The organism is Armatimonas rosea (genome assembly GCF_014202505.1).
Classification (GTDB): Bacteria; Armatimonadota; Armatimonadia; order Armatimonadales; family Armatimonadaceae; genus Armatimonas; species Armatimonas rosea.
This window is the reverse complement of record NZ_JACHGW010000001.1, coordinates 574,837-590,797: the sequence shown is the minus strand read 5'-3', so window position 1 is coordinate 590,797 and position 15,961 is coordinate 574,837. Positions and strand designations below refer to the sequence as shown.

General features: G+C 63.8%; 21 protein-coding genes and 1 tRNA gene. 10 read left to right on the top strand and 12 right to left on the bottom strand.

Annotated features, from left to right (window positions below; all coding sequences use genetic code 11):
- Positions 1-391: 391 nt before the first annotated feature.
- The 5 genes from HNQ39_RS02590 to HNQ39_RS02575 all read right to left on the bottom strand — a co-directional run bounded on the left by HNQ39_RS02590 (position 392) and on the right by HNQ39_RS02575 (position 4,598).
- Positions 392-943, bottom strand: coding sequence for an RNA polymerase sigma factor (locus HNQ39_RS02590; protein WP_184192396.1), 552 nt, complete (start codon positions 941-943; stop codon positions 392-394).
- Positions 944-1,066: 123 nt separating this feature from the next.
- Positions 1,067-3,193: a bifunctional rhamnulose-1-phosphate aldolase/short-chain dehydrogenase gene (locus HNQ39_RS02585; protein WP_184192395.1), complete on the bottom strand. Its 2,127-nt coding sequence runs from the start codon at positions 3,191-3,193 to the stop codon at positions 1,067-1,069.
- 64 nt (positions 3,194-3,257) lie between these two features.
- On the bottom strand, positions 3,258-3,389 hold the full coding sequence (locus HNQ39_RS30210; protein ID WP_281380140.1) for a hypothetical protein: 132 nt from the start codon (positions 3,387-3,389) through the stop codon (positions 3,258-3,260).
- 76 nt (positions 3,390-3,465) lie between these two features.
- Positions 3,466-3,888: a globin domain-containing protein gene (locus HNQ39_RS02580; protein WP_184192394.1), complete on the bottom strand. Its 423-nt coding sequence runs from the start codon at positions 3,886-3,888 to the stop codon at positions 3,466-3,468.
- Between the two features lie 20 nt (positions 3,889-3,908).
- Positions 3,909-4,598 carry a tetratricopeptide repeat protein gene (locus tag HNQ39_RS02575; protein WP_184192393.1) on the bottom strand — a complete coding sequence of 230 codons (690 nt, stop codon included), beginning with the start codon at positions 4,596-4,598 and terminating at the stop codon, positions 3,909-3,911.
- 86 nt (positions 4,599-4,684) lie between these two features.
- Between HNQ39_RS02575 and HNQ39_RS02570 the strand changes: the two genes are divergently transcribed.
- Complete coding sequence (locus HNQ39_RS02570) at positions 4,685-4,993, top strand: hypothetical protein (protein WP_184192392.1); 309 nt, start codon at positions 4,685-4,687, stop codon at positions 4,991-4,993.
- On the opposite strand, the gene HNQ39_RS02565 is transcribed toward HNQ39_RS02570, so the two are convergent.
- On the bottom strand, positions 4,941-5,225 hold the full coding sequence (locus HNQ39_RS02565; RefSeq protein WP_184192391.1) for a hypothetical protein: 285 nt from the start codon (positions 5,223-5,225) through the stop codon (positions 4,941-4,943). The two genes, HNQ39_RS02570 and HNQ39_RS02565, sit on opposite strands and share 53 nt — an antisense overlap.
- Positions 5,226-5,276: 51 nt before the next feature.
- On the bottom strand, positions 5,277-5,732 hold the full coding sequence (locus HNQ39_RS02560) for a type II toxin-antitoxin system RatA family toxin (protein ID WP_184192390.1): 456 nt from the start codon (positions 5,730-5,732) through the stop codon (positions 5,277-5,279).
- 36 nt (positions 5,733-5,768) lie between these two features.
- Here HNQ39_RS02560 and HNQ39_RS02555 point away from each other — a divergent pair, with 36 nt between their 5' ends.
- The 6 genes from HNQ39_RS02555 to HNQ39_RS02530 all read left to right on the top strand — a co-directional run bounded on the left by HNQ39_RS02555 (position 5,769) and on the right by HNQ39_RS02530 (position 10,011).
- Positions 5,769-6,626 (top strand): sugar phosphate isomerase/epimerase family protein, encoded by an 858-nt coding sequence (locus tag HNQ39_RS02555; RefSeq protein WP_184192389.1) that lies wholly within the window; start codon positions 5,769-5,771, stop codon positions 6,624-6,626.
- Complete coding sequence (locus HNQ39_RS02550) at positions 6,626-7,609, top strand: Gfo/Idh/MocA family oxidoreductase (RefSeq protein ID WP_184192388.1); 984 nt, start codon at positions 6,626-6,628, stop codon at positions 7,607-7,609. The genes HNQ39_RS02555 and HNQ39_RS02550 overlap by 1 nt, the downstream gene beginning before the upstream one ends.
- Before the next feature lie 193 nt (positions 7,610-7,802).
- A tRNA-Leu gene (locus HNQ39_RS02545) sits at positions 7,803-7,883 on the top strand.
- Between the two features lie 30 nt (positions 7,884-7,913).
- Complete coding sequence (locus HNQ39_RS02540) at positions 7,914-8,435, top strand: TlpA family protein disulfide reductase (RefSeq protein ID WP_184192387.1); 522 nt, start codon at positions 7,914-7,916, stop codon at positions 8,433-8,435.
- Positions 8,436-8,441: 6 nt separating this feature from the next.
- A complete protein-coding gene (locus HNQ39_RS02535) occupies positions 8,442-9,338 on the top strand; it encodes a sugar phosphate nucleotidyltransferase (RefSeq protein ID WP_184192386.1) in 897 nt (298 codons plus the stop codon).
- A gap of 40 nt (positions 9,339-9,378) precedes the next feature.
- Positions 9,379-10,011, top strand: a complete 633-nt coding sequence (locus HNQ39_RS02530) for a hypothetical protein (protein WP_184192385.1) — start codon at positions 9,379-9,381, stop codon at positions 10,009-10,011.
- A gap of 215 nt (positions 10,012-10,226) precedes the next feature.
- Here HNQ39_RS02530 and rimI read toward each other — a convergent pair whose 3' ends face one another.
- Genes rimI through HNQ39_RS02505 form a run of 5 tightly spaced genes read right to left on the bottom strand, consistent with a single transcriptional unit; the run spans position 10,227 to position 13,572 of the window.
- Complete coding sequence (rimI, locus tag HNQ39_RS02525; RefSeq protein ID WP_184192384.1) at positions 10,227-10,736, bottom strand: ribosomal protein S18-alanine N-acetyltransferase; 510 nt, start codon at positions 10,734-10,736, stop codon at positions 10,227-10,229.
- Positions 10,733-11,155 (bottom strand): molybdenum cofactor biosynthesis protein MoaE, encoded by a 423-nt coding sequence (locus tag HNQ39_RS02520; RefSeq protein WP_184192383.1) that lies wholly within the window; start codon positions 11,153-11,155, stop codon positions 10,733-10,735. Before HNQ39_RS02520 ends, rimI begins: the two co-directional genes overlap by 4 nt.
- A 1-nt stretch (position 11,156) precedes the next feature.
- Positions 11,157-11,759, bottom strand: a complete 603-nt coding sequence (locus tag HNQ39_RS02515) for a hypothetical protein (RefSeq protein WP_184192382.1) — start codon at positions 11,757-11,759, stop codon at positions 11,157-11,159.
- 1 nt (position 11,760) lies between these two features.
- Positions 11,761-12,006, bottom strand: coding sequence for a MoaD/ThiS family protein (locus HNQ39_RS02510; RefSeq protein WP_184192381.1), 246 nt, complete (start codon positions 12,004-12,006; stop codon positions 11,761-11,763).
- 18 nt (positions 12,007-12,024) lie between these two features.
- On the bottom strand, positions 12,025-13,572 hold the full coding sequence (locus tag HNQ39_RS02505; RefSeq protein ID WP_184192380.1) for a DUF4127 family protein: 1,548 nt from the start codon (positions 13,570-13,572) through the stop codon (positions 12,025-12,027).
- Positions 13,573-13,599: 27 nt separating this feature from the next.
- On the opposite strand from HNQ39_RS02505, the gene ribH reads away from it, so the two are divergent.
- The 3 genes from ribH to HNQ39_RS02490 are packed head-to-tail and all read left to right on the top strand — an operon-like array spanning position 13,600 to position 15,806.
- A complete protein-coding gene (gene ribH, locus HNQ39_RS02500; protein WP_184192379.1) occupies positions 13,600-14,067 on the top strand; it encodes a 6,7-dimethyl-8-ribityllumazine synthase in 468 nt (155 codons plus the stop codon).
- An 11-nt stretch (positions 14,068-14,078) separates the two neighbouring features.
- Positions 14,079-14,435, top strand: a complete 357-nt coding sequence (locus HNQ39_RS02495) for a VOC family protein (protein ID WP_221289761.1) — start codon at positions 14,079-14,081, stop codon at positions 14,433-14,435.
- Positions 14,436-14,474: 39 nt separating this feature from the next.
- Complete coding sequence (locus tag HNQ39_RS02490; protein WP_184192377.1) at positions 14,475-15,806, top strand: hypothetical protein; 1,332 nt, start codon at positions 14,475-14,477, stop codon at positions 15,804-15,806.
- Positions 15,807-15,961 lie beyond the last annotated feature (155 nt).

Genomic DNA, 15,961 nt, shown 5'->3' with positions numbered 1-15,961 from the left:
CCTTTGCAAAACAGTCGTCGGAGCGACAGAAACAGTTATCGGAGCAATTGGAGCAGTCGTTGGTCTTTGCAAAACAGTTCTCGGAGCGACTTGAGCAGTCGTTGGTCTTACAATTTCAGTCATCGGCCTTTGTGTAACCGTCATTGATTTTTCCTTTGCAGCCGTCGGTCGCGGCGTGCCGGTCGTCGGGCTTTCCGTGATGGCTGTCGGTGCCTCGGTGCTTGCTTTCTTCAGCGCAAAAAAAGCCAGAGGCAGTGTCGCAGCCAGCGCGAGGCTTCCGTAGGTGTAGGGGCGGAGCGCACGGCGTGACTTTTGGGGTGCTTGAGCCAGCGCACGCTCCGTCAAGACACCCGGCTCAGGCGCGGGTGTGGTGTGAATCGCTTCCGTCCACTTACTTTCCATGATTGTCTTCCTCCCAACGAGCCAGCGCCTTTCGGGCGCGGTACAGCTCGTTTTCGACTTTCTTGGACGTGACACTAAGGCTGCTTGCGATCTCGGCGATACTCCAGCCCTCGACGGCTTGTAGCATCAAACAGCTACGCTGGAGCTCCGTGAGGTGTGCCAGCGCCTCTTGCAATACCACGCGCTCCAGCGCTGCCTCTTCCGGCCCCGCCACGGAGAGCGCGAGCTCATCGAGTGATGCATTTGCCCGGCGGTGCTTGGTGCAGACATTGCGTGCAATCCGCACCAGCCAAGTCGAGAGCTGCGCGTCGCCGCGGAACTTGGGGAGCGCCCGAATCGCCGCCAGCAGGGTCTCTTGTGCCGCGTCCTCCGCATCCGCCCGGTTGCCCAGGATCGCCAGGCAGAGACGGAAGACCAGCGGCTCGTGCGGCGTCAGCAAGGCCCGGATCGCCTCCGTGTCCCCCGAGCGCGCTCGCACCAGCAAGTCACGCTCCGAGAGAGAAGCCACCGTCCCGGTCCGCCGTAGCCACCAGAGTGTCATTGTCAAGAGATTAGAGCACGACTCGAACAAAAAACACTCACGACGCCGGGAAATTTATTTTCGCCCGCCCTACCTCCCCCCGGCGGCACCACCGCCGACCCCCTCCGGCTGATCGCTGCGTTTTTACCGCAGAAACGCCTCGGTGAGGCCGGCGTCCACGGGGAGCGACTGCCCGGTGGTGAGAGAGAAGCGCGTAGGGGAGGCAAGGAGAAAGACCGCCTCGGCGACCGCCTCGGGGGTGACGCGCTTCTTGAGGAGTGTGCGTTGGGCGTAGAACCCGGCGAGCTTCTCGCGGAGCGCCTCGGTCTCCTCGCTCGGGTCGAAGTCGATCCCGTACTTAGCCAGCGACGTCAAGACACGATCCCGAGGGAACTGGTGGCTGCCGGAGACCACCGACGCGGGAGAGACGCCATTGACGCGAATCCCGCTGGGGCCACCGACCACGGCCAGCTCGCGGACCAGATGATTCAGCGCCGCCTTGCTGGCATCGTAGGCAAAGCTCCCCTGCTTGGCGACCACGCCATTGGCGCTAGAGATTAGCACGACCTGACCGCCGCTGCCCTGCGCCTGCATCACCTGCATCGCCTCGTCGGCGGCCAGGTAGCTCCCGAGCGTGTTCACGTCGAAGGTCGTGCGCCACTGCGCCTCGGTGACGCGGCCGGTGTCGTCGGGGGAGAAGATCACAGCAGCCACAGCGATCAGCGTGTCGATTCCCCCGTAGGCCAGAGTCGCGGCGTCCATCGCCGCCCGCACCGACGCGCGATCCGTGATATTGCACTCCACGGCGAGGGCGCTCTCCCCGTGCGGCGCAGCGGTCTCCTGCGCTAGCGCCAGATTAATGTCCGCACAGACCACCACCGCGCCATCTTTCACGAGCCGGTTCACCACCGCCCGCCCGATCCCACTCCCCGTCCCCACCACCACAGCGACCTGCCGCGCCAGCTCTTTCTCCGGCGGCATGCGCTTTAGCTTCGCCTCTTCCAGCAGCCAGTACTCGATCCGAAACGCCTCGCGCGGCGTCAGCGAGACATAATTTCCGGCTCCCCCACCTGTGGGGGCGGGGGGGGCCATGCTCGTGGCCCCCTCCATGACATGGATCGCGTTGGTGTAGAACTCACCAGTGATGCGCGCCTCCTGCTTGTTCTTGCCAAAGCTGAGCATCCCCACACCGGGAATGAGCACCACCGACGGGTCACTGGAGCGGATGGCGGGCGAGTCGGGCTCCTTGTTGGTTTCGTAGTAGGCCGCGTAGTCGGCGCGGTAGCCGGGGAGCGCGTCTTGAATGGCAGCGAGCAGGTCGGACGCCGTGCCGTTTTTCGCGTCCCAGTGCACAAACAGCGGCTTGACCTTGGTGCGCACAAAGTGATCCGGGCAGCTCGTCCCCTTCTCCGCAAGCGCGGCGGCATCGGCGGAGCTCACAAAGCGCAGGACGGCCTCGGAGTCGGAGAAGTGGGCGAGGTTGCGGCCCCGGAGCGCGGGAAGAACAAATCGGGCCAGCGCACGGCGGTCAGAGCGTGGCTCGGTGATCTGTCCGCCAAAGAGCGTGGCATGGTCGATATGCTTCAAGACAAACTGCCCAATGAGATCGAGGACACGGAGCGTGTTGAGGTAGCTCCCCTTGGCATCATCGCCCCAGGTGAAGATCCCGTGTGAGCCCAGGATGATCCCATCGCAGCTCGGGTTCTCGGCGACCGCCTTCTCCAGCCAGAGACCCAGCTCGAAGCCGGGGCGCTTCCAGGGCAGCCAGACCAGGTGCAGGCCCGTCTCCGCGCGGAGTTTTTCGAGCAGCTCCGGGCCATTGGCCGACGCCGCCAGCGCGATCGCCCAGTCTGGGTGGAGGTGATCGACATGGCGAAACGGCAAAAACGCATGGAGTGGGGTGTCGATCGAGGCCGCGCGGGGATTGGTGCCAAAGACACAGAGCGGGTAGAGATCGACCATCTCGTCCTCAAAGGCATCGCCCCGGTAGCGTTTCTTCAGCGCCTCTAATTTGTCTTGGTAGAGGGTCGCGAAGCCCTCGCGCTTGATGGTGCCCAGGTCGCCGCCGGAGCCCTTTACCCAGAGCACCGTCGCGGTCTCGCCGGTCACGGGGTCGGGCAGGGGGATTTTTGCGCTGGTGTTGCCCCCGCCGAAGTTGGTCAGGCGCGGGTCGGAGCCCAGCAGGTTGGAGCGATAGCGCAGCAGCTCGGGCTCATCAAGCGTCGCCGCCAGAGAGTCGTCCCAGAGGTCAGAGAGAAGTGTCAGAGTCATGCGGGTAGTTTACCTAAAAAAACAAAAGCCCCCCGCGCGGTGCGCGAGGGGTGTTCGAGAGGAGTCACTTCTTTGGGGGAACTTTTGCCGCGATGCGTGCTGCCTCGTCGGCATCGCGCTTGGTCTTTGCAGCATCTTCACGGCCCTGCTTCTGTCCGGCCTGCTTCTTCACCGACTTGGGAGATTTATCACCCATGGGTATCACCTGGAACCTTTCGCCCACCGGCCACCCTTGGCATTGCGGCGGGACAGCTTCAGTATATCCCTCTATCTCAGTCCGTGTCGGAGTTCTGGAGAAAGTGGGCGACCTCGATAAAGTAGGCGCGGAGGGTCGGGGCCACGGGCGTGATCGCGGGGGTGGCGACCAGCGCAGCCTCCATGTGCTTCAGCCAGATATCGCGGGCGGCGGGGCCGATCTTAAAGGGGTTGTGGCGCATCCGCAGGCGCGGGTGGCCGCGCTTGACCGCGTAGAGTGCCGGGCCGCCGAAGTACTGGATCAGAAAGAGCGCCAGGTTCTCGCGCTCCTCCTTGAGATCGCTCTCCGCAGGATACATCGGCCGCAGGAGTGCATCCTCGGCGACCCCATCGTAGAAGGCATCGACCAGCGCGGCAAAGGCCTCAGGCGCTCCTCCATCGGTGCCCCCCAGCCGCTCCCAGACACTCTGGCTCTCTTTCTCTATCAGCTCCTGCGCCATCGTTTCTCTATTGTACCGGCTCACAGCCCGTAGCGTTGCCGCAGACGCCCGACTTTTTCCTGAATGGGCCGTGCCCCGTCATCGGGGGTGCTCCAGAGAGCACGCTTCAGGAGCCGTGCCGCGCTCTCCCGCTTGCCTTCCAGCGCTTCCAGCTCCGCCTCAAGGAGAAACTCCTCGGACGATGGCGCGTGGCGCCGGACGCTCTGGGCTTGGCGGAGCGCCACACGTGCCTCCTCACGCTGCCCCTGAGCAAGGCGTAGCTCGACAACACGCAATGCCAAGGGGTGCTCAAGTTCGGGGTAGGGGAGATTCCCGCGTTGCTCTTCGCAGAGTGCCAAGGCCTCCTCATGGCGTCCCAGCTCGCTCAACAGCGAGACTCCCACCCAGCCGTAGCCGCCCGCAGGGCGTCGCTGCTGGTACTCCTGGCAGAGAGCGAGTGCCTCCTCGGTGCGCCCCTCGGTCGCAAGCAGGTGGAGATAAAACCGTCGCCCATGATCGCTCTCCGGATAGAGCGCGAGGTGGTCTTCGAGCGCTTGCAGGCGTGCCAGGGGCTCTAGGTCTTGCCGTAGTACCTGTAGGAGCTGCTCCGTCGCCTCGTGGGCTCGGTCCATGGCACGCTCTCTCTCCTCAGCCTCGGCGAGTGGCGAGGGCTTCCCCAGAAGAAGGCACCAGACCAGCCGATTCCACCCATCCCGAATCTTCCGCAACATCTTGCATCTCTCCTTAAAAAAAGACGACAGGAAGCGGGACTTGGTTGCGCTTGACAGAGGCATAGAACTTGCGGTACGTTCTGGTTGTGCTTGTACCTGGCTGGGTCTGCCCTTACTGTGGCACGGACTGCTCCCCGATTGAGGGGCCGCCCTGTGACCACTTTTTCCTCGCGGATGGGGAGTTTGGCTGGCGCTTCACCTCGGTCGCGGAGCAGCTCCACGATGCGGCGTTCTTCCGGCACCCCAATCTCTTTCGGGACCTGCTCTACCACGACAATATCTGCCGACAGCACTTCATCCTGCGCCGTGCGCTCTACGAGAAATCGCTAGAGGTCTACGCCTTTACGGATCGTCCCGAGGCGGCGGTGGCGGCGTTTCAAACCGCGATTCGGTGATGCGCAAGACATAGATCGGCTTGCCGTGGATGCGCTGGTCCTCCCCCACTTGCTCCAGGAGCGCGGCAGCCTCGGTCGCCTTTAGCCGAATGTCCGACTCCGCCTCCAGCCCTCCCGCACCGAGCTGCGCCAGGGTCAGGGTGATGGGCGCATCGGGGGTCTTGAGCGCCAGCGCGGCTAGCTGTGCCCGCGCGGAGAGCACATCAAAGGTGTAGTCATCGGGGAGGTTCATGGGCTTGGCGGGCTCCCGGACAACGAGTGTCCGGGCTTGAGAGGGCGACGGCTACGCGCGGCCTTCGCAGCGCTTCTTGATGGCTTGCTGGGTGGCCTCGACATTGTTCTGCATGGTCTTGTGGATGATAGCGTTGATGAGCGCTCCCACCAGCGGGATCTCCAGGCGGTAGACCAGCACGGAGTCGAACTTGGTCAGGCCCGGCTCGATCTCGGTGAAGGTCCAGGTGCCATGGAACTCGTCGAAGTCACCGCTGACCTGCTTGAAGTTGAGCATCCCGCGCTCCAGATCCCAGACATCTTCCTCGGCCCAGGTGATGCGCTTCTTGAGCTTGGGGACGATCCCCACCCACTCGCTGGTGACGGTCTTACCGTCCTCGGAGCGCGTCAGAACCGTCACAGACTCGACATCGTCCATGAACTCCGGAAAGGCCTCGTTGTCGCGGGCGACTTCAATCACGGCATCCCGGTAGGTCTTGATTAAGATATGGCTCTCAATGCGTGGCATAGAGGGATTGTAGCACACTTTGGCGAAATCAAAGGCATGCAACTTTCACTCTGTGGGGCAGGACTGGGAGCGGGCAAGCTGAGCCTGCTGGAGTTTGCGGAGCTGGCAGCACGCACGGGCTATGCGGGAATCGACTTTGGGATCAGCAGCGCCCAGCGCCTCGCCGATGAGCTGGGGGGTGCCACCGCGCTGAGTGAGAAGCTTCTCTTGCTGGGAGTCGCGCCCGCGAGCTTTGGGCTCGAGGTCGAGTGGCGGCGCGACGATGCAGCGTTCACCAGCGGGATGGAGACTCTTGCGGCGCGCGCGGCGCTGGCCCAGCAGCTGGGTTGCGACCGCTGCTGCACCTGGATGCCCAGCGCCACCAGCGACGACTCGTCCGAGTGGCGCACCCGCACGGTCGCGCGCTTCACTGAGATCGGGAAGGTCTTCGCCGACTACGGTGTCCGCTTTGGCCTGGAGTGGGTCGGGCCGCACCACCTGCGCGCGGGCGGCGAGAACCAGATGGGGCCCAACCCGACAGTCTGGACCCTCCCGCAGACCCTGGAGCTGATCGCCGAGACCGGGCAGAGCAATATCGGCCTGCTCGTGGACTCCTACCACTGCTACACCACGGGAATCACCGAGGACGAGCTCGCGGCCCTGACCGATAGCCAGATTGTCCATGTGCACATCAACGATGCGCCGGTGGGAGTGGGGCCGGCGGGTGCCAAAGACGGTCAGCGGGTGGTGCCGGGCACGGGCGAGATCGACTTGGTGAGCTTCCTGAGCGGGCTACGTCGCGCGGGCTACAGCGGCTCTATCGCCTGTGAGATCCTCGCGCCCGCGCCGGTCGCCGAGACCCCCGACGAGGCAGCGACCTTGATCCGTACCGCACTTCGGGGGCTCGGGCTCTAGTGGCGGAACCAAGGCTAGCACTGGCAGGCTGTGGGACGGTTGGGGCGGTCCATGCGGAGCGTCTTGTCGCCGATGGCGCACAGATTGTCGCGATCTGCGACCCCGATGCCGAGGCGCTCTCGCGCATGGCACGCGCCCTCCCGCAGCGCCCTCAGCTCTTCCGCTCGGAGCAGGACCTACTTGCCGCGGGCTGTGCCGATGCGATTGTTCTGTGTACGCCCCACGCCCGCCACGCCGACCAGATCGCCGCGGCGCTGGAGGCGGGTGTCCACGTCCTCTGTGAGAAGCCCTTTGTCACGAATCATGCGCTGGGGCAGGCTCTGGTGCAGAAGGCGCGCGAGAAGAACCTGGCGCTCTTTGTCTCCTACACCCGGCGCGCGCGCGGCCATGCACGCTTCCTGCAGGCTGCGGTGGGCAAGATTGGGCCGGTGCGCTTTGTCTCGATCCTGCGCAGCCAGCCCTGGCTCCAGACCCACGGGCGCACCTGGCGCATGCACGAGTCCGAGGGCGGCGGCTTCCTGCGCGATGCCGGCGCGTCGATGCTCGACCTCACCCTCAGCCTGATCCCCGAGCCACTCAGCGTCGCCAGCGCCCAGCTTTACAAGGCCGGGACCGCCGAGGTGGATGTCTGTGCATCGGTGCAGCTCCGCTTTCGTAGCGATGCCCGCGCCGAGCTCACCTTGCTGGGCGATGCCACCGAGACCCTAGAGCGTATCCAGGTCTTTGGCGAGAATGGCACCGCAGGCTGGCACCAGCGCGAGGGCATGCCCGCCGAGCTCTATGTCCGCGAGAGCGGCTGCTCTATCGAGGTCCCCGACCCCGCCACCTACCGCATCCCCACCCCCGATAAGGCGTTTGTCGCTGCCCTACGCTCGGGCCGCCGCTTCGACTCTGAGACCGCCCCCGACCTCTACGATGCGGTCACCGCCCTCCCGACAATAGCCCTGGTCGAGCGCCTCTACCGCGAAGGCCTCTGGCGGTAGGAGCCTCTTTAACCTCTCCCGAGTAACCTCTCCTCCCCCTGCCCCCTCCCCAGGCACTCGTTCCTCGTTGGGGAAGGGGGGGGAATCCCCCTCTGGCTCCCTCCTTTCCCAGTGAGGCACGAACGCCCGCACCCAGAGGGTACCCGGGGGGCAGGGGGAGAGGTTTTCTGTCTGTGGTATAATTGTCGCCGTAGCCGAAGTGATGAAATGGTAGACATGCGCGCCTCAAAAGCGTGTGGGGCAACCCGTGCGAGTTCGAGTCTCGCCTTCGGCATACTCTTTTTCCTCGTCTGAGGAGCGACTCATGAAACGTCAGATCCCCCCGATTGTGTTCTATGGCATCGCCGCCATCGCTCTGATGAGCGCGGTCACCCTCCTCACCAAACCCGGCAACCCCGAGCTCCACAAGGGTGTGCTCATGGACCAGCCCGCTCCCCCTCTCGAGGGCAAGACCGCCGATGGCAAGCAGGTGAGCCTCGCCGACTACAAGGGCAAGGTGGTCCTGGTGAACTTCTGGGCGACCTGGTGTGGCCCCTGCCGCAAGGAGCTCCCCAGTGTCGTGGCGCTACACAAAAAGTACGCCGCGCGTGGCCTAGAGGTGATCGGGATGGTCTCCAACGACGATCTCACCCAGGCGACTCAGTTTGCCAAGGACAACGAGATGGACTGGCCGCAGCTCAATGTCACCCCGGAGCAGGGCATGGCCTATGGCATCCGTGCGATCCCCGCGACGTTTATCGTGGGGCGTGATGGCAAGATCGCTGCAACTATCGATGGCCTTGTCGAGCCCAGTGTCTTAGAGGCAGAGGTCCAGGCCCATCTTTAACCCCCTATGAGAACCCGTAAAGCCGTTATCACCGCCGCTGGCCGCGGCACCCGCATGTTTCCCGCCACCCGCGCGATCCAGAAAGAGCTCCTCCCCTTAATCGACACCGATGGCCTGGTCAAGCCCACGATCCAGCTGATCGCCGAGACCTGTGTGGCCGCGGGGATCGAGGAGCTGTGTATTGTCGTGGAGAAGGGTGGCGCGGGCACCTTCCAGGAGCACTTCCGTGCCTTCACCGCCGACGAAGGAAACGTGTTTGCGGGGAAAGACTGGCTCCTGGCCGAGGGAGAGAAGCTGGCGAGCCTCGCCGAGCGCATCACCTATGTCGAGCAGCCCTCGCCCGAGGGGTTTGGGCACGCGGTCTACCAGGCAAGAGACTTTGCCAACGGGGAGCCGATTCTCCTGCTCCTGGGCGACCATGTCTACACCGGCGATCCTCTGGGCCAGCTGCTCGCGGCGGGCGAGGCCTCAGGCGGCTCGGTGACGGGCGTCCGGCTGGAGCCCGAGAGCGGGGTGAGTGTCACGGGCATCCTCAAGGGTAAGGCAACTCAGACTCCGGGCCTCTACGAGATCCTGGCGCTCCAGGAGAAGCCCACTATCGCGGAGGTGCAGGCGCTCAAGACCGAGGGCCTCGCCGACGGCACCTACTTGGGACACTTTGGGATTCATCTGTTCACATCGGAGATCTTCGACTGCCTCGGGGAGCTGATCGCCACCAACACGCGGGTCAAGAACGAGTTCCAGCTCACGAGCGGCCAGGAGCTGCTCTGGAAGCGCAACCCGGACAACTACCGTGCGCTCCTGGTCGAGGGCGAGCGCTGGGATATCGGCCTGCCGGATGAGTATCTCAAGACCCTCGCGAAGTTTGGTAGCCTCGGGCCACACGCCGGGGTCCTGCACTAAATCTGTCACATCTCCAAGGCCGCTGTCGTCTTTGGAGGTGATGAAAAAAGTGACTCTGTTTCTGCTGGCAGCCGCCGCGCTGCCCTGTTTTGTCTCCCCCGCCCACGCCGACACGTCGGAGCTGCGTGCCCGCCTGGAGGCCCCCGGCGCCGCGACCGTCCGCCGCCTCACCCCCTGCCGCATCAGCGGACGTGGCCGGAGCTGGGCAAATGCCACCGCCATCACGGTCGATGCCGAGGGTGGGCAGGAGCGCAAGGACGGTATCTACCTCTACTTCCAGGACACCAAGGCCGACAACAGCGGCGAGATCTTCCTCGGAGGCCGCACCGATGCCGTCGGTATCTACACCTCGTCGGCGTATCTGGACAGCAAGGAGGTGGATGGCCTGCTCAAGTACCTCGATGCGACGATCCAAAAGTACCGTGAGATCCAGGGCAAGGACATGGGGCTCGTCAGCTACAGCTACGCCCTCGCCGAGGACTGCACGCTGGAGATGGGTGTCGTGGGCAAGCGCCAGGAGTTCTCGATCTATTCGTCGGGCAAGCTCCTGCGCGGCCAGTCGTTTGCGGTCGCCAACCGCCAGCTCAAGGTCACTCTGGTGGGCGTCGAGGAGTTCGAGAAGCTCCGTGACTACCTCAAGGAAACGCTTGCCTGGCAAAAGTCGGTAAAGTAGGGCATGGACGCAAAATACCTAGGGGGGCTGGTGTCACTGCTGGCACTAGCCCTCCCGTTGCTGGCACAACCCGACAAAGAGGTCATGCTGCTACGACTGGGAGTTTCTCGTCGTTGATGGTGAAGCCGAGAGAGTTATGGAGCGTGGGAAGCTAGCCCGTTGCCAGAGCTGCCATGTCCAAGAACAGTATAAGCGCACGGATGGCGTTGTTAGCCTCAGTCGCTACTGACCACTGCCATTAGCCGTGTTCGGTTCTCGGTGAAGCGCTTCTTCCAGGCGGGGTCTTCCATGCGGCGCACCCAGAGAATATCGCCATCCTCGCCGTCGTAGTAGCCCTTGCGGGTGCCTTCCCAGGAGAAGCCGTACTTTTGGTAGAGGTGCTGCGCGGGGGCGTTGCTGCGGCGCACCTCCAATGTCGCCGACGTTGCCCCGCGGGTTTGGGCGGTCTCCAGCATTCCCACCAAGAGCCGCTCTCCGAGCTTCTGGTTGCGCCAGGTCTCCGCGACCGCCAGGGTCGTGATATGGGCCTCGTCCATGACCAAGTGAAAGCCGCAGTGCCCCACCACCTCGCCCTCCAGCTCCGCCACCAGATAGATCGCAAAGGGGTTGGAGAGCTCATTGACCCACGCCGACGTGGTCCAGTTGCTGGTAAACGACTGCCGCTCGATCCGCGCGACCGTCTCGATATCCGTGCCCACCATGGGGCGAATGGTCACCGCGCTCATTGAGCCGTGATCGCCTCGTCGCCCTCGATCCAGAAGGTGCCATCGGGGCAGAACTCCTTCTTCCAGATCGGCACATCGGCCTTGAGCGTGTCGATCGCCCAGCGGCAGGCGTCGAACGCCTCCGCCCGGTGGCTACTGGCGACACACACCACCACCGCGGTCTCGCCCACAGGGATAAAGCCGTAGCGGTGCAGGATCGCGCAGGCCAGCCCCCAGCGCGCCTTCACCTCCGCGACCAGCTTCTCCAGCTGCGCCACGGCCATCGGGGCATAGACCTGGTACTCCAGCCCCGTCACGCTCCGGCCCTTGGAGTGGTCCCGCACCACCCCCACAAACTGCACGTACGCGCCGTCGGAGTCGGTCATCACCGCCTCTACCGCCTGCTGCGGCTGGAGCGGCTCGGTCGTCAAAAGCACCATGCTAAGCACTCGCTCCTTTAGAATATAAAAAACAAAACTGCGAGCTAATGATCGAAGGGTTCTCCGTTATCTCGATCAGGGAGCTAAAACTCTCGGGGCATAAGCCAACCTGACGTAGCCAGTCTTGTGCTTCTTCAGAACCAATAGCAGCTTCATAGGAATATGTTGTACAAAAAATCCCTTTAAAGGGCAAGGCGAGAGCGATCACAAGATCTATATTCGTGTCATAGTCTTCGCTGGCTTGAGGATTTGTCTTTGCTTGCATTTTAAAATCTATGAGGTTCTCGTGCCAGACCCCAAACTGAAGACCTGCATCATAGACAGGATCATGTTCAAGAAAAGTAAATAGGAAGGGAGAGTCTTCATCCTGATCATTATTTGGAACAATAAACTCTGTGTTTTCTAGATCGCAGGGATTAGGGAAAGAAATGCGTAAATTCGATGAGCTTATCGTAATATCCCAGGGAATTCCCTCACATTCTTTCTCCTCCATCTCAAACTCAAGGTGCCAGCTTAGATCAAGCAAACCGCCACTGCAACGCGAGATGATCCCGTAGAAAGAAGCCGCATCTATCTCAAATGTCAGATCTTTAAGAGTTAACACCCTACCCTCCGCTCATCGGGGGCAAGAACGCCAGCTCGTCACCGTCTTTGAGGGGCGTCTCGGCGGTCGCGAAGTCCGCCCCCACGGCCACGCGGGTGCGGCTCAGAAGATCCGCGAGGCGCGGCTCCGACGCGGCCAGCGCGGCGGCGGCATCGGCGACCGTCGCGGGCACGTCAAGAGTCAGCTCCCGCTCGCCGGATGAGACGATATCACGGTAGTGGCCGAAAAAGAGGGCACGAATGGTCATTGACTTCAGGATACCACTTCAAACCAGCTCAAAGTCGCACTCAAAGGTGCGGCTCCAAGGGAGCGTCACGGAGCCAGGGACGAGCGTGAGGCCCACCCCGACACCGCGTTTCTGGAGCTGGGCAAGGCGAAGTTGCAGCCCCGCCTCGATACTTGCACACGTGAAGGCGATCTGATCCATGGCTCCCCCATCATTGGGGGCGGGGGGGGCCGGGTCGTGGTGGCCGAAGCGCTCGGTGTTCTTGGCGCGCGCTTCTCTCCTGACCTCGGTCTGGTAGCCCCAGCCTTCGAGAAAGTGGTGGGTCAGGGCGATATTCTGCGCGTGGAGATCGGCCTTGTCGCCCGCGAGCCAGAGCGCGACGGCTTGCGCGACCGTCGTGCCCAGCGAGTTGCCCGCCGTGTTCCAGGCACCGAAGCTGGCGAGCTTGCCGGGCGCGCAGGGTGAGCTTTCCGCAAAGAGGAGGTCCATGGCGAGCGGGTCAGCGCCATTGGGGTAGGCCACATCGCCCAGCGCGACCAGCTTTCCAGAGTCCTGGAATTTCCCCAGCTCCGCGAAGAACGCCTCGTAGGCACCCTGGCGGGCCGCGCGCTCCGCATCGGCGAAGTCGGCGCGCCACTCGGTACGGCGGGGCGAGGGCGTGAGGACACCAAGGATCAAGTCAGCGTCTTCGGGGGAGCCTGCCAGGAGCCCGCCACACGCCCCGATCTGCCCCTCGACCGTCAGGCGCACCGCGCGGTCCTCGTACGGCGCGATAATCGCTTCGTCGCCGGGGAGCGCGTAGAGCGGGAAGATGCGCGGCCGCCGCCCCAGCTTCTCGCAGAGCAGGCGTGCCGTCAGCGCCGAGCCCACTTCATCGGCGCCGGGGTGGAGCATCATGCGGCCGCGAACGTCGAGCAGGTCCGCCCAGCTCTCCAGCCAGGCCTTCTCGCGGCTGGGCAGACCCCACTGCGACGTGTCATCCGACGTGATGAGCAAGAACGAGAGTTTTTCACTTGCGAGGAGATTGAGCACACTGAGATTGAGCGCGTGGTTGCGCTCGCGGCGGGTGAGGAACTCGCGCAGGTGCTCGGTGGGAACCTCGGCGCGCAGGGTAGCAATGCGCTCCACCTCGCCTGCCTCCAGCGCCCCGACCGTCTGCTTATGAAGAAGCTGGGAGAGGGCGTAGCAGCGGGTTCCGTAGGTCTTCCACCAGAGCGGCTCCTCGACGCAGTCGTTGGCATTGGCGACCCGGGTGATGAGTGCGAAGGCATAGACCAGCGCGCCGCTCTCCTTGGCCTGCACCAGCGGGGCGAGCCGCGCCAGCCCCTCCGCCGTGGTCTCGTGGGAGATACGGGAGTTGATGAGGTTGCCCCACGCGAGATACTCCACCGACGCCACGAGCCCCTCGGCGCTCTCCGCCTGCTCCCGAAGCCACGCGGCGACCGCGGCGGTATCGGCGGGGGTGCGGGCCGCGCCACGAATCTCAAGCGGCGGCAGAGCGACCTCGGCACCGGCGATCGCGGCGATCTGAGAGGGGTAGCGGGTATTGACAGGGCGCTCGTCGAGCGGCGCAAGGGCGATTTTCACGCTGGCATTATAGGGTATGATAACCCCATGCCGCAGGTTTTTGAAGGAAGTCTGGTTGCGACTGGGCTCAGATTGGGAATTGTGATCTCGCGCTGGAACGGTTTTATCACCGAGCGCCTGCTCGAAGGAGCGCTCGATGCGTTCCGTCGGCACGGCGGTGACCCGGAGAAAGTCGCGATTGCGCGTGTGCCAGGGACCTTTGAGATTCCGCTGATCGCCCGCAAGATGGCCGCCTCGGGCAAGTACGATGCCGTGGTCTGCCTCGGGTGCCTGATCCGTGGCTCCACCGACCACTACGACTACATTGCGTCGGAGGCCAGCAAGGGAATCGCGCAGGCCATGCTCGCCACGGATACCACGGTGACCTTCGGCGTCCTGACCTGCGACACGATCGAGCAGGCTATCGAGCGCGCCGGAACCAAGGCGGGCAATAAAGGCGCCGAGGCTGCGGTCGCCGCCATCGAGATGGCCAATCTGTGCAAGTCGCTGGGCTAAGACTAGACCATTTGGTTCTGACGGTCGCCGATATCCCGCGCACTGTAGAGTTTTACCAGCGCGTGCTCGGGATGGAGCCGCAGACCTTCGGCGCGGGCCGGGTCGCGATGCGCTTCGGGGACCAGAAAATCAACCTACACCAAGCCGGTCGGGAGCTAGAGCCCAAGGCAACGCTCCCGACACCCGGCTCCGCCGACCTCTGCTTCCTCACCGAGACCCCGCTGAGCGAGCTCGCCGCGCACCTAGAGCAATGCACTGTCGAGATAATCGAAGGCCCCGTCGCCCGCACCGGAGCCACCGGCCCGATCCTCTCGCTCTACTTCCGCGACCCCGACGGCAACCTGATCGAGCTCGCCAATCGCACCTGAGGCCGTAACCAAATCCGCGTGTCCTGCGTTTAGGCAACCATGAACGTAACACGTCGTGGGCTTTTGAAGGGTACGGGAGTTGCCTTGGCTGCCTCGCCGCTGGTGGGCACTATGATTCTCGGGGTCACGGGGCCGGGCCTCTTGGAGGAGCAGCGGGCGGGCGCTCGCCGTGAGGGGCTCCCGCTCACCCCAGACGACCTCCGGCCCAATCCCCCCGTTCCTGATTCGCAGAACGCGGGACCGCTCCTCAAAGAGCTCACCCAGCGCTACAACGCCCTTCCCAAGCGCGAGTGTAACCTCTGGGACAAGGCCGCCAGCGACTTCCTCAAGAACCCCAAGGACGCAACGGCGCAGGCGGAGTTCTCCGCAGGCCTCACCCGCTACGCCGCGCTGATAACCCTCGTGGAGGACGCGTTAGAGCGCCCGCACTGTGACCTCGCCTACGACTGGAGCCTCGGCCCCAACCTGCTCCTCCCGGAGTTTGCAGTCCTGCGCCAGTTTGCCCGCACGCTCATCTGCCGCGCCCTGCTCGCACAAGACGCGTCGGCGGCGTGGGCGGATATCACCCGCGCCGCCAAGCTGGGCAACCTGATCGGCGAGACCCCGTGCATCATCGCCGCGCTTGTCTCAGTCGCGATTCATGCCAATGCCGACAAGGGCTATATCGAGACTCTCAAGCGCTTTGGCCCCAGCCCCGAGGCCCACGCCGCCCATGCTGCCTTTGGCCCGCCCCTCGACCCGGAGCACTATTTCAAGGGCGAGGTGGTGCTCAGCACGGTCTGCATGAAGCTCCTGCGCGAGGGCAAGCTTGCCTACCCGGAGGAGGCAAACATCGACAACGACGGAAACAGCTACGGATTTGCTGGCAGCAGTGTCACGAAGACCTTCTCCCTTGTCTCCCCCATTGCCGCCGCGTTCTGGGAGAAGCAGCTCCTGGTCTTCTGGCGCAAGGCCTTCCAGATCATTCGTGAGGCGAAACGCACCGACGATTATTCCAAGATGCAAGAGATGGACCGCTTCCTGAAAGCCTGGGAGCGTGACCGCATCAACCTGCCGCAGAATGTCATGGCCCTGCTCCTCGCTCCCGTCTTCTCGCAGGCACCACGCAAGACACAGCTCACGATCCTCGCACAGAAAAACCTACGGGAGTCCGCGCTGGCGCTACTGGAAGAGAGGGCAAAGACCGGCGCGTTCCCCGATTCCCCCACCCTTCCCCTCGACCCGCTCTCGCCCACGAAGCAGACACTCCGCTACAAAAAAGAGGGCACCGGGTGCACGCTCTACAGTGTCGGGGACGATGGAAAAGACGATGGGGGGATGGCGAAGCGTACCAAAAACAGCGACGGCCTCGATCTTGTCGTGCGGCTCTGAGCGCCCAATAAAATTAGGCGTCAACAGTGGCGTCGTTCCTCCGCCGCAAAGCCCGTGCCGGGCTAGCCTCCCCCGGCTCGCTAGGGCTCGCCACCCCCTCCGGCCGGGTGCCCTCTGGGCGGCTCATTCTTCGCTGCGAAGGGGGGCGCAATATT